The sequence below is a fragment of the Pseudoalteromonas sp. SR41-7 genome, from assembly GCF_014163935.1.
Classification (GTDB): domain Bacteria; phylum Pseudomonadota; class Gammaproteobacteria; order Enterobacterales; family Alteromonadaceae; genus Pseudoalteromonas; species Pseudoalteromonas distincta.
Map to the genome: position 1 here is coordinate 473,854 of NZ_JACJEF010000001.1, position 15,176 is coordinate 489,029.

Annotated in this window: 16 protein-coding genes; 14 read left to right on the forward strand and 2 right to left on the reverse strand. The window is 38.9% G+C overall.

The features are described 5' to 3' along the window. Window position 1: 1 nt before the first annotated feature. The 12 genes from H5092_RS02190 (at window position 2) to H5092_RS02245 (ending at window position 8,952) form a co-directional block, all read left to right on the forward strand. Complete coding sequence (locus H5092_RS02190; RefSeq protein WP_182732859.1) at window positions 2–973, forward strand: KpsF/GutQ family sugar-phosphate isomerase; 972 nt, start codon at window positions 2–4, stop codon at window positions 971–973. Then, complete coding sequence (gene kdsC / locus H5092_RS02195) at window positions 974–1,525, forward strand: 3-deoxy-manno-octulosonate-8-phosphatase KdsC (protein WP_007580311.1); 552 nt, start codon at window positions 974–976, stop codon at window positions 1,523–1,525. It abuts the gene before it with no gap. Then, window positions 1,522–2,076, forward strand: coding sequence for an LPS export ABC transporter periplasmic protein LptC (gene lptC / locus H5092_RS02200; protein ID WP_002957944.1), 555 nt, complete (start codon window positions 1,522–1,524; stop codon window positions 2,074–2,076). Before kdsC ends, lptC begins: the two co-directional genes overlap by 4 nt. After that, complete coding sequence (lptA, locus tag H5092_RS02205; protein WP_002957943.1) at window positions 2,066–2,611, forward strand: lipopolysaccharide transport periplasmic protein LptA; 546 nt, start codon at window positions 2,066–2,068, stop codon at window positions 2,609–2,611. The genes lptC and lptA overlap by 11 nt, the downstream gene beginning before the upstream one ends. Beyond that, window positions 2,608–3,333, forward strand: coding sequence for an LPS export ABC transporter ATP-binding protein (gene lptB, locus H5092_RS02210; RefSeq protein ID WP_002957942.1), 726 nt, complete (start codon window positions 2,608–2,610; stop codon window positions 3,331–3,333). Before lptA ends, lptB begins: the two co-directional genes overlap by 4 nt. A gap of 69 nt (window positions 3,334–3,402) precedes the next feature. Continuing rightward, window positions 3,403–4,902, forward strand: coding sequence for an RNA polymerase factor sigma-54 (locus tag H5092_RS02215; RefSeq protein WP_002957941.1), 1,500 nt, complete (start codon window positions 3,403–3,405; stop codon window positions 4,900–4,902). A 26-nt stretch (window positions 4,903–4,928) separates the two neighbouring features. Further along, window positions 4,929–5,216 (forward strand): ribosome hibernation promoting factor, encoded by a 288-nt coding sequence (gene hpf, locus H5092_RS02220; protein WP_007580301.1) that lies wholly within the window; start codon window positions 4,929–4,931, stop codon window positions 5,214–5,216. 4 nt (window positions 5,217–5,220) lie between these two features. Continuing rightward, complete coding sequence (ptsN, locus tag H5092_RS02225) at window positions 5,221–5,673, forward strand: PTS IIA-like nitrogen regulatory protein PtsN (protein WP_024595797.1); 453 nt, start codon at window positions 5,221–5,223, stop codon at window positions 5,671–5,673. A gap of 18 nt (window positions 5,674–5,691) precedes the next feature. After that, window positions 5,692–6,537 carry an RNase adapter RapZ gene (gene rapZ, locus H5092_RS02230; RefSeq protein WP_002957938.1) on the forward strand — a complete coding sequence of 282 codons (846 nt, stop codon included), beginning with the start codon at window positions 5,692–5,694 and terminating at the stop codon, window positions 6,535–6,537. A gap of 42 nt (window positions 6,538–6,579) precedes the next feature. Further along, complete coding sequence (locus H5092_RS02235) at window positions 6,580–6,852, forward strand: HPr family phosphocarrier protein (RefSeq protein ID WP_002957937.1); 273 nt, start codon at window positions 6,580–6,582, stop codon at window positions 6,850–6,852. 131 nt (window positions 6,853–6,983) lie between these two features. Further along, a complete protein-coding gene (mgtE, locus tag H5092_RS02240) occupies window positions 6,984–8,342 on the forward strand; it encodes a magnesium transporter (RefSeq protein ID WP_002957935.1) in 1,359 nt (452 codons plus the stop codon). Between the two features lie 202 nt (window positions 8,343–8,544). Then, entirely contained in the window at window positions 8,545–8,952 is a 408-nt protein-coding gene (locus tag H5092_RS02245) for a protein disulfide oxidoreductase (RefSeq protein WP_220488593.1), read from the forward strand. Between the two features lie 169 nt (window positions 8,953–9,121). On the opposite strand, the gene H5092_RS02250 is transcribed toward H5092_RS02245, so the two are convergent. Together H5092_RS02250 and H5092_RS02255 are read right to left on the reverse strand one after the other, a co-directional pair. Continuing rightward, window positions 9,122–11,299: a YgiQ family radical SAM protein gene (locus H5092_RS02250; RefSeq protein ID WP_182694728.1), complete on the reverse strand. Its 2,178-nt coding sequence runs from the start codon at window positions 11,297–11,299 to the stop codon at window positions 9,122–9,124. Window positions 11,300–11,430: 131 nt separating this feature from the next. After that, entirely contained in the window at window positions 11,431–13,620 is a 2,190-nt protein-coding gene (locus H5092_RS02255; RefSeq protein ID WP_182711419.1) for an EAL domain-containing protein, read from the reverse strand. A 111-nt stretch (window positions 13,621–13,731) separates the two neighbouring features. On the opposite strand from H5092_RS02255, the gene H5092_RS02260 reads away from it, so the two are divergent. After that, window positions 13,732–14,313: an SRPBCC family protein gene (locus H5092_RS02260; protein ID WP_080945049.1), complete on the forward strand. Its 582-nt coding sequence runs from the start codon at window positions 13,732–13,734 to the stop codon at window positions 14,311–14,313. Next, complete coding sequence (locus tag H5092_RS02265; RefSeq protein WP_182732819.1) at window positions 14,282–15,169, forward strand: TIGR03899 family protein; 888 nt, start codon at window positions 14,282–14,284, stop codon at window positions 15,167–15,169. Before H5092_RS02260 ends, H5092_RS02265 begins: the two co-directional genes overlap by 32 nt. The last annotated feature ends 7 nt before the right edge of the window (window positions 15,170–15,176 follow it).

Sequence of the window (15,176 nt, forward strand, 5' to 3'; positions counted from 1 at the left end):
GATGGCAACGCTAAACTTTATTGAACAAGGCCTTCGCGTTTTAGATGTTGAGCGCCAAGCACTTAGTGATATTGCACAATATGTAGATGAAAATTTTCATTACGCGTGCCAATTAATGTACGACTGTGAAGGCCGTATTATTGTCATTGGCATGGGAAAATCAGGCCATATTGGCAATAAAATAGCGGCAACCCTTGCAAGTACTGGCAGCCCAGCGTTTTTTGTTCACCCTGGTGAAGCAAGTCATGGTGATTTAGGTATGATCACTAAAAATGACGTGGTTATGCTTATTTCTAATTCAGGGGAAACCAGCGAAGTTTTAAATATCATTCCGGTTTTAAAACGACTTGGTGCCAAAATGATAGCGATGACTGGCAATACACAATCAACCATGGCAACCCTTGCTAATGTACATGTGTGCATTAAAGTAGAAAAAGAAGCTTGTTCATTGGGCCTAGCCCCTACATCAAGTACCACTGCAACGCTTGCGATGGGCGATGCCATGGCAGTTGCATTATTAGAAGCTCGCGGCTTTACAGCTGATGACTTCGCGCTATCTCACCCAGGTGGTAGTTTAGGCAAGCGCTTATTACTTACTTTAAAAGATGTTATGCACAGCGGCGCAAATACACCTATTATTGATGTTTCACAAACAGTTAAAGATGCTCTAATAGAAATGTCAGCTAAAGGATTAGGTATGACAGCCATTGTTGATGAAAATCAGCAACTCGTAGGGTTATTTACCGATGGTGACTTACGTCGCATTTTAGAACAAAGAATTGATATTCATACAACACAAATAGATGTTGTTATGACTAAGTCATGCACTACAGCTACGCAAGATATTTTAGCCGCTGAAGCGCTCAATATTATGGAACGTAAACGTATAAATGGCCTAATCGTCGTCAATGAGAAAAACCAACCTATTGGCGCATTAAATATGCAAGACCTATTAAAAGCAGGAGTGTTATAAATGCAATTTGAAGAACTCTATCAACCGCTGAGCGATGACGCAAAAGCACGCGCTAAAAAAGTAAAACTACTTATATGCGATATTGATGGTGTATTTTCTGATGGCCGTATTTACCTTGGCAATCAAGGTGAAGAGCTAAAAGCATTTAATACAAAAGATGGTTTTGGCATTAAAGCACTTATAAACAGTGGCTTTGAAGTAGCTGTTATTACTGGTCGTCATTCACAGATAGTACAACAACGTATGAGCAGCTTAACCGTACAGCATATTTATCAAGGCCAAGAAAATAAGCTCATTGCCTATCAAGAGTTAAAAGATAAACTCAACCTTAGCGATGAACAAATTGCTTATATTGGTGATGACGGTCCTGACATGCCTGTTATGGAGTTAGTAGGCTTTGCCGTTGCAGTAAATGATGCCCACCCTCTTATTAAGCGTTTGTCACATTATGTAACGCAAATGCCTGGTGGTTTTGGCGCTGTGAGAGAACTCACCGATTTGCTCATGCTTGAAAATGGTAAAGCATTGACTACACAAGGCACTAGTTCATGAATGCAGCGCGCATAATATTAAGCGTTTTATTCATTAGCTGTATGGTTTGGCTTTGGTACCCTTATTTTACACAAACAAATATTGTGCCTCAGGCTGAGCCTGAAGTTGTTGCTAAGCCTGATTACATAGCTATTGAGCTCAAACAGACAGCCTATGATGAGCAAGGTAAAATTAGCCACAAAGTCACTGCGGCTAAAATGGAGCTATACCAGCAATTAGGTTTCACGTTTTTTGAAAAACCCATTTTTACTTTATATAACGAGCAACAAACGTGGCAAATAAATGCAGACGAAGCAACATTATATGAAGATAAACAATTAATTTTAGAAGGTAATGTGGTTGCCAAAAATTTAACCGATAACGCCATGATAGACAAAATCAATGCTGATAATATTCAGGTTGATATAAAGTTATTAACAATGCGTTCGGAGCAACCCGTCATTATCACTGGACCCAATTTAAAAATCACCGGTAAAGGCCTAGAAGCCGACTTGAAAACCGAAGTGATAAAACTAATTAACCATACGCGAACCATATATTATGACCAATAAAATATTAAAATCACTTATAATTCCTACACTTATACTAGCGTTTAATAGTAGTGCTGCAGAGCAAAACACGCAACCTGCTGCCAATCAGATTTCAATAAGTGCCGACAAGCAAGAAGGTCAATTGAAAGCTAATGTGGGTATTTTTGAGAAAAACGTTGAGATTATTCACGGTAATCGCCGCATTACAGCCGATCGCCTCGAAGTACACAAACGTGATGAACTTGGTGATAATAAACAATTATTAATTGCCACAGGTAGCCCTGCGCACTTTGAAGAAAAGCAATCAGACGGCACGACTATGAGCGCCAGTGCTGACGAAGTACGTTATGATGTATCTAAGCGTTTTTTAACGCTTGTTGGTAATGCACAAGTATCGCAAGCCGGACAAAAAATAAATGCTAAAAGCATTACCTACGACATAGAGCAGCAGCTCATCAGTGCCGAAAAAGATGAAAACTCAACTGACCGCGTTCACACAATTTTAGTACCGATCGAAACTAAAAAAAGTAAAAAAGGCGATAAAGGTCAACCATGAGCACATTAAAAGCAGAACTATTGGCAAAAAGCTATAAAGGTCGTGAAGTTGTAAAAAACGTCGGCCTTGAAGTACAAGCTGGCAGTATAGTTGGCTTACTTGGCCCTAACGGTGCTGGTAAAACAACGACTTTTTATATGATTGTAGGGCTTGTTCCTAGCGACAAAGGTAAAATATCTATTGATGATAACGATATTACTCTTTTACCTATGCATAGTCGTGCTAGATTAGGCATAGGCTACTTACCACAAGAGTCATCGATTTTTAGAAAGCTGACTGTTTATCAAAACTTAATGGCCATTTTAGAAACGCGCAAAGAACTAAATAAACAAGCCAGAGAAGACACGCTCAATAACTTATTAGATGAATTTAGCATACAACACATTCGTGATAGCCAAGGTATGGCATTATCGGGGGGAGAACGTCGTCGTGTAGAAATAGCACGAGCGCTGGCAGCAGATCCTAAATTTATATTACTGGATGAACCGTTTGCCGGTGTTGACCCTATTTCGGTATTAGATATAAAGAAAATAATAGAACATCTTAAAAATCGTGGGATTGGTGTATTAATTACCGACCATAACGTAAGAGAGACCCTTGATGTTTGTGAAAAAGCCTACATTGTTTCTCATGGGGAGCTGATTGCATCAGGTACTCCAGAACACGTATTAAATGATAAAACAGTACGCGATGTTTACTTAGGCGAGCAATTTAGGCTGTAACATTTACGCCATGTCTTTAAGCATCTGCTAGTATTAATTATAACAACATAAAAGGATTGTTAGAGATACATGAGGCAATCACTACAGCTGCGCATGGGCCAGCAACTTACAATGACTCCACAGTTGCAACAAGCTATTCGTTTGTTGCAACTCAGTACATTGGATCTCCAGCAAGAAATACAAGAAGCTCTCGACAGTAATCCACTATTAGAGGTTGAAGAGGCAGACTATTCCGAAGACGCTGCTGGTAAAAACGAGCAAAAAGCTGATACCGATGACATAACTGTTAGCGCATCTGCTGATGATGCTCCGAGCGAATACGAACAAGATACTGGTGAAGCACTTGCAAAAGACACGCTAAGTGACGACATGGCTATGGATGTCAGTTGGGATGAGTACATGAGTGCCGCTCCTGCAGCCTCATCAGGTCCAATGCCTGAAGACGAATCAATATACCAAGGCGCCTCTACTGAAACGCTCCATGAGTATTTAATGTGGCAATTACAACTAACGCCATTTAGCCCTACAGACGAAGCTATTGCTATTGCTATTGTAGAAGCTGTCGATGATTCAGGTATTTTAACACTAAGCTGCGAAGAGATTTTAGAAAGCTTTAATCAAGAAAACGAAGATGATAACGAAGTCGAACTTGATGAAATTGAAGCGGTATTAAAACGCATCCAACTGTTTGATCCTGTTGGTATTGCTGCACGTAGTTTACAAGAGTGTTTGTGTATTCAGCTTAATCAATTTGATAAAGAAACACCTTATATTAATGAAACGAAAATGATTTTAACCGAGCATATTGATCTATTAGCAGCTCGCGACTATCGTACATTAATGAAAAAAACTAAGCTCAAAGAAGAAGAGCTTAAAGAAGTAATGACACTAATACATACTCTCAACCCAAAACCTGCAGATACTATTGTAAGGGAAGAATCTGAGTATGTTATTCCTGATGTGTCAGTTAAAAAAATTAAAGGCCGCTGGGTTGTCGAATTAAACCCAGATAGCATGCCTAAAATTCGTGTTAATAGCCAATACGCAGCAATGTCTCGCACTGTAAAATCAAGTGGCGACAGCCAGTTTATTCGCTCACATTTACAAGAAGCTAAATGGTTTATTAAAAGCTTAGAAAGTAGAAACGACACGCTATTAAAAGTTACTAATTGTATTGTTAAGCAACAACAAGGCTTTTTTGAACATGGCCCTGAAGCCATGAAACCAATGGTTTTAAATGATGTTGCTGAAATGGTAGAAATGCACGAATCGACAATTTCTCGCGTAACTACTCAAAAGTACATGCATACACCCCGTGGTATATTTGAGCTTAAATATTTTTTCTCAAGCCATGTAAGTACTGAAAACGGTGGTGAATGTTCATCTACAGCAATACGTGCGCTTATCCGAAAATTAATCGCAGCAGAAAACTCAGCAAAACCATTGAGTGATAGCAAAATAGCGGATATATTGGCTGAGCAAGGAATTAAAGTAGCGAGACGTACAATCGCAAAATACCGCGAATCTCTTGCTATTCCACCGTCAAATCAGCGTAAAAGTCTGATTTAAGACGCTAAACTAAGAGGGTAATGCTTATGCAACTAAACTTAACTGGTCGTCACGTAGAATTAACCGATTCACTAAGAGACTATATTAATACTAAATTTGCGAAGCTTGAAAGACACTCTGATCATATTAATAATGTTCATGTCATTCTCGATGTAGAAAAATTAAATCAAAAAGCAGAAGCCACAATACACGTAAGCGGTGCTGAGCTATTTGCCTCTACAGAACATCAAGATATGTATGCCGCTATTGACTCGTTGATCGACAAGCTCGATCGCCAAGTAATCAAACACAAAGAGAAGCTTGCTCGACACTAATATGATGAAATTAAGTTCACTTATATGCCAGGACTGCAGCAAAGCTGCGGTCCTTTTTAATAGCAAAAAAAGAATTTTAGAGTTCATTAGCGAACTTGCTCACGACAAACTTCCGTATTTACCGCAACAAGATATTCTTAATGCTTTAATGAGCAGAGAGAAATTAGGTAGTACAGGTATAGGGCGTGGCATTGCTATTCCTCATGGAAGAATGAGCGGTGCAGAAGAGCCTTTGGCTTTAGTGCTCGTTAGCGAAACTCCAATAAACTTTGATGCAATCGATAATCGCCCTGTTGATATTTTTGTCGCACTCATCGTACCAGATGGCGATAACCAGCAGCACTTAAAGACTCTAGCAACCATTGCTGATAAACTAAACAACAAAGATTTTTGTAAACAGTTACGCAGTGCAAAATCTGATACTGAGCTTTACCAAGTTATTGTCGATCAATCATAGTTTTATAAAGGGTGTTAAATGGAGTTAATTATCATAAGCGGCCGTTCTGGTTCTGGAAAGTCGGTTGCTTTGCGCGTTGTAGAAGATTTAGGTTATTATTGCGTAGATAATATTCCAGTAAACCTACTTCCTTCATTAGTTCGCAGTGTATCTGATAGCTACGATAAAATTGCTGTTAGCATTGATGTGCGCAACATCCCTAAAGAACAAGATGAATTTAACGATATTCTTGAATACTTACCAGGCTTTGCAAACCCTACGTTATTTTATTTAGATAGCGACGATCAGACATTGATCAAACGTTTTTCTGAAACACGCAGATTACACCCACTATCAATAGACTCGTTGCCCCTTGATTTAGCCATCAAAAAAGAAAAAGAATTACTTGATGTATTAACCACTCGCGCCGACTTTATGATAGATACGACTGATTTAAGTGTTCATCAACTCGCTGAATCTATTCGTGAAAAGATTTTAGGTAAAAAAGATAAGCAACTGATTGTCACATTTGAATCATTTGGCTTTAAACACGGTATACCAAAAGAAGCAGACTACGTATTTGATGCACGCTTTTTACCAAATCCACACTGGGAACCAGAGTTGAAGCCTTTAAATGGGTTAGATCAACCGGTTAAAGACTATTTAGCTAATCACAGCATAGTGCAAAAATTCACATGGCAAATTCAAACATTTGTACAAACGTGGTTACCGCATTTAGAAAGAAATAACCGCAGTTATTTAACCATTGCTATTGGGTGTACAGGCGGGCAACATCGCTCTGTGTATTTAGCGCAAACTATCGGTGAAAGTTTTGCAATGACACATCCCAATGTAAAAATTCGCCATCGCGAGCAAGAAAAATAATATAGCTGAATAATCACCTGTTCAGCTTAGGTAGAGTAAGTTATGCATTGTGAAGATACCTTTTTAATAAAAAACAAATTAGGCTTACACGCCAGAGCAGCTACTGTGCTTGCGCAATTAGCAGTACAATTTGATGCGACAATCACATTATTCCAAGATGACAAAGAAGCAGCAGGCGATAGCGTACTTGCATTAATGTTACTTGAAAGTAGCCAAGGAAAAGAAGTTAAAGTTGTTTGTAAAGGCCCTGATTCTGAGCAAGCTTTACACGCTGTTGGAGAATTAATAGCACAACGCTTTAATGAACAAGAATAATCTGTTTTATAAAAACAATATTCGCATTACTAGTGCTTCAATTAAAACAGATATATAAAATAAATAGGTTAGTAACGCCAGTTAACTCACCTCCCCCCATAAAGTAATATAACAATTTATAAAGGACGCCAATGCCAGAAGCTTTTGAACAAGATTATCCACTACAGCAACTAAAGCAGGTGACGAAGTCACTCAATAGTGGTCAATTTGTTCAAGTTAGGCGCATGCTCGCAAAAACGGCTCCTTGTGATACCGCATTATTATTAGAATCATCACCGCATAAAATTCGCCGACTGCTTTGGCAATTGGTCGATCCTGATGTGCAGGGTGATGTTCTTGAAGAATTATCTGAAGATGTTCGTTTAGGCATTATTGCCCAAATGGAACCTAAGCACATTGCCGCCGCAACTGAAGACATGGGCCACGATGACTTAGGTGAAGTATTACGTAGCCTGCCAGATACCGTCTATAAAGACGTTGTTAGCGCGATGGACATTCAAGACCGTGAACGTGCCACGCAAGCACTGTCATATCAAGAGCGTTCAGCAGGTGCGCTAATGAACACCGATACGGTGACCATTCGCCCTGATGTAACACTCGATGTTGTACTTCGTTATATTAGACTGCGTGGTGAGTTACCAGAGGGTACAGATGATTTATATGTTGTTGATAAACATAACTGCTTTATAGGCGCTTTATCGCTGAGTACATTATTAACTAATCCGCCAGAAAAAATTGTCCGCGATTTAATGGATGAAGATTGTGAGTCTATCCCAATCTCAATGGATGAAAGTGAAGTAGCGCAATTATTTGAGCGTCATAATTGGATATCGGCCCCAGTGGTGGACGATAACGACCAACTCCTCGGTCGTGTTACTATCGATGACATCGTTGATGTAATCCGAGAAGATGCCGAGCATAGCTTATTAAGCCTAGCCGGTCTTGATGATGAAGAGGATACATTCGCGCCAGTACTAAAAAGCTCTAAAAAACGCTCAGTTTGGCTAGGAGTTAACTTACTAACCGCACTTGCAGCTGCTTTTGTAGCTAGCTTTTTTGAAGGCACTTTAGATGTTCTCCCTATTTTGGCTGTGCTTAACGGTATTGTCCCTTCTATGGGTGGTGTTGCTGGTAGCCAATCATTAACGCTTGTTATCCGTGGTATTGCAGTAGGTCATATAAACCAAACAAACCAACGTTTCTTGATGATGAAAGAACTGGCCATTGGCGCGCTAAACGGTATTTTGTGGTCACTATTAATTGCGGGTGTTATTGCGCTATGGCAGTGGGACTTTATGCTTGGTGGCGTACTCGCCTTCGCTATGTTTATGAACTTAGTGGTGGCAGGTGTTGCTGGTGCAAGTATTCCAATAATTCTTAAAAGAATGAATATAGACCCTGCTCTTGCAGGGAGTGTGGTGCTAACCACAGTGACTGATATTGTTGGTATATTCGCCTTTTTAGGTACTGCTACATGGTTGCTGATATAAATTAAACGCTTTAAATGTAAAAAACTACAGCAAAAATAGTTAGGGTAAATCAGTAGCTATGGCAACGGATACCAAACATAAAAATGACATACCTAAAAAAACGCTAAAACAAAAAAGCGTATCCATATTAAAAAGTGTACTGGTATATAGCTCTATATTTTTCGTCATTTATACCGCCGTCAATTGGTGGCGGCAACCTGTCATGCCAGCAAATCCTCAATTACAATTAATCGACTATAAAGGGCAAAACATTAATTTAGCAGCAATGAGCCAAGATAAACCCACGCTTGTGTATTTTTGGGGAACTTGGTGTCCTATTTGTAGTATTACCTCCCCTGCCATAAACGAACTCGCAAACGAGAATAAATACCCTGTTGTGAGCATCGCGATAAAATCAGGCTCTGATCAAGAGCTGCATGATTATTTAAATGAGCAAGGCTACAGCTTCAGTACTGTTAACGATCAACACGGGGAGATATTTTCCGATTGGCAGGGACAAGTCACGCCATCTTATATAATCTTAAAAGATAATAAAATGACGCAAGGACTCACCGGCATTCAGCCGTTATGGTCACTTAAATTGCGTTTGTGGTTATCATCAATGCTTTAAAAAAAAGCTAAACTTAGCACAGGATATCTAAAGAGAGGGGGCTCTAAAACCTCACTCTTTATCACCTACAATAATATAGATAATAAAGAGCAAAGCTGACTTAATTTACGTATACAAAAGCTAAAAAACGCGTACCGCAATTAGCCTTATCTATTAGCGAATAAAATTACTAACGTGTGCTTTGACGATTACCGCCCACTTTTGGCTTAGTGTTTGCCTTTTTAAATTGGCTAAAACCAGTATGTCGCGTTAGTGCCGGACGCCCACCTTTTTTACCACCTTTACCTGATTTTTCATCGCGCCCTTCTTCTGGCACTAAACAGTTAGGCCCTTTACCAATTAAATTAGCTTTACCCATTTTACGTAAAGCTTCACGTATCATTGGCCAACCAGCTGCATCGTGGTAGCGTAAAATAGCTTTATGTAATCTACGTTGGCGTGCGCCTTTAGGTACTGGAACAACTTCTGAGTTGTTTTTTATATTACGTAAAGAGTTCATCTCTGTATGGTAAATAGTCGTCGCATTAGCCATAGGTGATGGGTAAAAATTTTGTACCTGATCAAGCTTAAAGTCGTTTGATTTAAGCCATAAAGCCATGTTTACCATGTCTTCATCTTTTGTACCTGGGTGAGCAGATATAAAGTAAGGAATTAAATACTGCTTTTTACCGGCTTCTTTAGAGTACTTATCAAATAGTTCTTTAAATTGATCGTACGCTCCCATACCTGGTTTCATCATTTTTGATAATGGACCATCCTCTGTATGCTCTGGCGCTATTTTTAAGTAACCGCCTACATGGTGCGTTACTAATTCTTTAACGTAACGCGGGTCGCGTACAGCTAAATCGTAACGTACACCTGAAGCAATCAATACCTTTTTAATACCCTTAACTTCACGTGCTTTTTTATACAAATCTATTGTTGGCGTATGATCTGTATCCATGTGTTTACAAATATCTGGATACACACATGATAAGCGTCTACAGGTACTCTCGGCCTTTTTGCTCGTACAGCGCAGCTTATACATATTCGCCGTTGGGCCACCTAAATCAGAAATAACACCAGTAAAGCCGGGAACTTTATCTCTAATTTGTTCAATTTCTTCAATAATAGATTCTTGTGAACGACTTTGAATAATGCGCCCTTCATGTTCTGTAATTGAGCAAAACGAACAACCACCAAAACAGCCACGCATAATATTAACAGACGTTTTAATCATATCGTAAGCAGGGATTTTAGCATCACCATAACTTGGGTGAGGAATACGCTGATACGGCAAACCAAATACAGCATCCATTTCATGTGTTTCTAATGGATATGCTGGCGGGTTTACCCAAATAGAGCGATCGCCATGTCGTTGGTAAAGCGCTCTTGCACAACCAGGGTTTGTTTCTTGATGTAAAATTCTCGAGGCATGGGCGTATAAAGGTTTGTTAACACTTACTTGCTCATAAGCAGGTAACTTAACATAGGTTTTTTCCCACGGCTTAGGACGTGCAGGCTGAACCATGATTGGTTTTGCCGCTTCTGCTTTTAAATCAATACCCGCTTGTTTAAATTCAGATTTACTACAGCCAACATCATCCGCGCCATATGGGTTTGGAATAGGGTCTATTTTACCAATTTTATCAATAGCGGTAGAATCACTGCCACGCCAACCAGGTAGAGGCTCTTTTCGAATAACAGCCGTGCCGCGAATATCCTGAATCGTATCCATCGTTTCACCCGCCGCAATACGGTGTGCAACTTCAACTAGCGGGCGCTCTGCGTTACCGTAAATTAAAATATCGGCTTTTGCATCAAACAAAATACTACGACGTACTTTTTCCTGCCAATAGTCGTAATGAGCAATACGGCGAAGGCTGGCTTCAATACCGCCAATAACAATTGGGATACCTTTGTATGCTTCACGGCATTTTTGCGAGTAAATCATCACGGCGCGATCTGGGCGCTTACCGCCAACGTTATTAGGCGTGTAAGCATCATCGTGGCGCATGCGTTTTTCCGCTGTATAGCGGTTGATCATCGAATCCATGTTGCCGGCTGTTACACCAAAAAATAAATTCGGTCTGCCGAGCTCCATAAATGCATCTTTAGAGTCCCATGCAGGTTGGGCAATAATCCCCACTCTAAAGCCTTGCGCTTCAAGTACACGGCCAATTACAGCCATACCAAAACTAGGATGATCAACGTACGCATCGCCACTAATTATTATTATGTCGCAACTATCCCAGCCAAGTGCATCCATTTCTTCACGTGTAGTTGGTAAAAATGGCGCGGTGCCATAACATTCAGCCCAGTATTTAGGGTATGAAAATAAGGCGCGCTTAGCTTTGAGTGTGCTCATAATTGTGGCCGTAGAATAACAAAAGGCGCGAATTATACCCTACTAAATTCTTTATATATACAAAGTAGTCAAAGCATATCGCGCTTTAAATTCTAAATCGTTCATTAGCTTAAATAATAAGTTAATCTTTTTTAGCGTTTATTTATAAATTCTATCAATTCATGCTCAGGCATTGGTTTAGCATACATAAAACCTTGTACCTCATCACAGCCTAAGTTTTTTAAGAACTGAGCTTGTTCTTGTGTTTCAACGCCTTCAGCAATCGTTTTTAAACCCAACTTAGCACCAAGAGAAATAACTAAGGCAGCAATAGCGCCAGTGTCATCATTTGGCAGATCCTTAATAAATGCACGATCTATTTTCAATCTATCCAAGGGTAAACTTTGTATATAACTAAGCGATGAAAAGCCAGTCCCAAAGTCATCAATAGCAACTTCCATCCCTAGCTCTTGAAGCTCTCTAAGTGTATTAATAACAGTTTCGAGTTCATCCATTACTACGCTTTCAGTGACTTCTAATTCTATGTTTTTTGGCTTAACGCCATATTTTAATAATGTATTTTTAACGTTTTGAGCATAGCCTTTTACTTTAAACTGTGGAACAGACACATTAACCGCAATACAAATTTCGGTACCCATATTTTCTAGGCGCTTTTGTTGTTGGCAAGCTTGCTCTAAAACCCACTGCCCTATATCAACAATCAAGCCCGCATCTTCTGCAAGTGGAACAAATACCGCTGGCGATATATATGATCCATTACCGGTGGGCCACCTAAGTAATGCCTCACACCCAATTAGAGACAAGTCTCCTAATGAAAGTTGAGGTTGGTACCATACCTCTAACTTGTTTCGAGCAAAATCATGGCGTAATTGCCTAATAATTCCTATGCGCCAAGCCATTTTATCTTGCATGTCTACACTGTAATAAATTCCCTCTTTGTGTTTTGTTTTTTTAGCTTGATTAAGTGCAATATAAGCAACTTTAAGTGTATCAATCCCGCTACTTTGAAAGTCTTGCTGTTGGCATAAACCCAATCTAAAATCGATAGGCAATGTATGCTCTTCTGCGCAAAATGGAACACCTAACTGCTCATTCAATTTTTTTAAGTCGAGTTCATCACGGCGAATAATAAAACCAAAAACATCAGCACCAATACGAGATAGTAACTTAGCTGTTGGGTAGTTTTCTTTTAACCTTTGCACAATGCCAATTAATACTTTATTGCCGACCTCTTGCCCTAAGCCATTATTAATATCTGCAAAATTAACTATATCAAGTAGTACAAATACATAATCATTCACGTGCGGCTTTTGATAACGCTCTACCCGTTCAATAAAATTGGTACGATTTGAAATACCTGTAAGCACATCTTTATAAGCTGCATCTCTTAACTTTACAAACAGCCTTATATTATCCAGGGCAACACTCACATTTGTTAAGAAGATTTCAGCAAACTGCAATTGTGCTTGCAAAGGAACATGGTCACATTCTATATATAAAGCCGCTTTTCTATGCTTACTTTTTAATACAAATGTTGCACTTGAGCCTGTATGTTGATGCTTTAATAAATCAAAACACAACTCAACTTGTTTAAATACTTTGCTATCAACATTAATTAATTTTTCACCAAAGTAGTCTTCGTAATGCCCACAACCACCTAATACTTGAATAAAGTCATCGCCGTCTAATTTGCTGCACACAAGCCCTCGAGGTGAACACTTTAAAATAATACTCATGTGCTTGATGATTTCTTTGCATAGTTGCTTAATATCAGTAAGCCCTAAAATAGACTTTGATGCAGAAACAATCGTGTTCATTGCATCACTTTGATATTCAAGCTGGCATACCTGCTCGTAAGAGCGAATAGCGGTTATGAGCGATGTTACTAATTTAGAGCGAGTGAGTTCTGTTTTAGTTTTATAATCATTTATATCGTATTCACGTATTACTTTTTCTTCTGGTATATTACCAGCTTGCCCTGTTCTTAAAATAATTCTCACATGTTGATTATTTAATTCGTCACGCACCCTTTTTACAACCTGCAAGCCAGCATCGTCAGTTTCCATAATAACGTCTAAAAAAATAACTGAAATATCGTTATTTTCAGCTAAAATCTCTATTGCTTCAGCTCCCGAATAGGCATCATGAAATCGCAAGCCTGCCCCCAAAAACTCAACCCCAGACAAAGCTAACTTTGTTACAGAGTGGATCTCAGGTTCGTCATCAACAATTAAAATATCCCAAAACTTAGTCGGCTCAATTACTGCATCATCTTCATAGTCTTGTTCAAAAAATAAAAAATCGTTTTGATCTGACGACATTCGCTCTCCTAGGTAGCAATTTATAAATTATTTTTGGTTTATAATCTAATTCATACTATAGTCGATTAATAAAAAGTTGTTGTATTTCAACTCAAAAAACTAATAAAAGGTGTGCTTATTAAACCATTAAAAATATTGATCAAAGGCGTACTGTTATTGTTATTGGTATTAGTACTGGTAGGGCTGATACTTCCCCAAAGTTATAATGTAAATAAAACAATAGAAATCAATGCAAATATTGACGCAGTAAAACCGCTAATTACTGACTTTAATCAATGGCAAAAATGGTCTCCATGGGAAAAAGTAGACCCCAGTATACGTTTTACCTTGGGCGAACCGAGCTCTGGCCTGGGTGCTCATCAGTCTTGGAAGGGAAAATGGGGGTATGGTGAAATGATCATAACTTCGGTGAGTCAAAATAAGGTCAGCTTTAATATACTTTTAAATGCTGAGCATATTATTAGGGGGACTTTTAATTTTAGTGAGCAAAACGGTATCGTCACTTTAATATGTAAGATTAACGGACAAACAACCGCCCCTTTAATATCGGGTTACACCGCAATTTTGAGCGAATATGTGCTCCGTAATACAGTTTCAATGGGGTTAAATAACCTTAAAACTGTTGCTCAGCTTAGTCATTCACAAAGGACAATGCACAGTCATGCCAGTCAAGACAGCACAAGCGAGAATTAACCTTGCTAACATTATCGAATCCTTACTTGGTTACCCTATAACAAAAATAGGCAGTAACGGAATACTGCCTACCTCCGAACAAAGTTACGATATTAAAGGCCAAGTTAAGCCGCTTTATCATATCAACAGTGAAAACTCTGTTTTAGCTCGTGCCCAAAAGCGCCAAGATTTACTACTAATAAAACAACAACAAAATATAGAGTCAATTTTAGCAATGGCTATGGGGTTTTGCCCCGATGTAGCAAGTACTAAACAACCTGATTCTGACTGGGTAGAGCATTTTATCGCACTGTGCGAAGATACTTCAAATGCGTCAATGCAAACTTTATGGGCCAAAATTTTAACGGGAGAAACACTCCACCCTGGTACGTTTTCAATTAAAAGCCTGCAAACGTTAAAGCATATGACACAGCGAGAAGCTGACTCTTTGCAAAAATGTGTATCGCTCTCAGGCTATAACGAAAAAGACGACAGCCACTTTATTTTACTCGGCTTTTACAAAAAACCGTCATTGTTTGATTTGCTACGAAAAGGCAATAAAGTGTCTCTAAATTTAGGAAAAACAGGTATTAGTTTTCCTGATATTTTAACACTTATGGATCTTAATTTACTGTATAGAAAAGAAATTGAATCTGCAGTGCTTAAAGCGGGACAAGAACTTACCCTTTCATTTTTATCGCAAAAAGTAACGTTAAAAGCAAAAAGTAGTGATTTGGTATTGAGCTATTATAAATTCACGCAAACAGGTGATGAGTTATCTAAACTCATTAATTTTCCTGTAAATAAGGTCTATAAGCAGTTGATTAATAATGCGCTGGAGGGAGAGTTTGATTTAGCGTGGCACGCAATAAAATAATATGCCA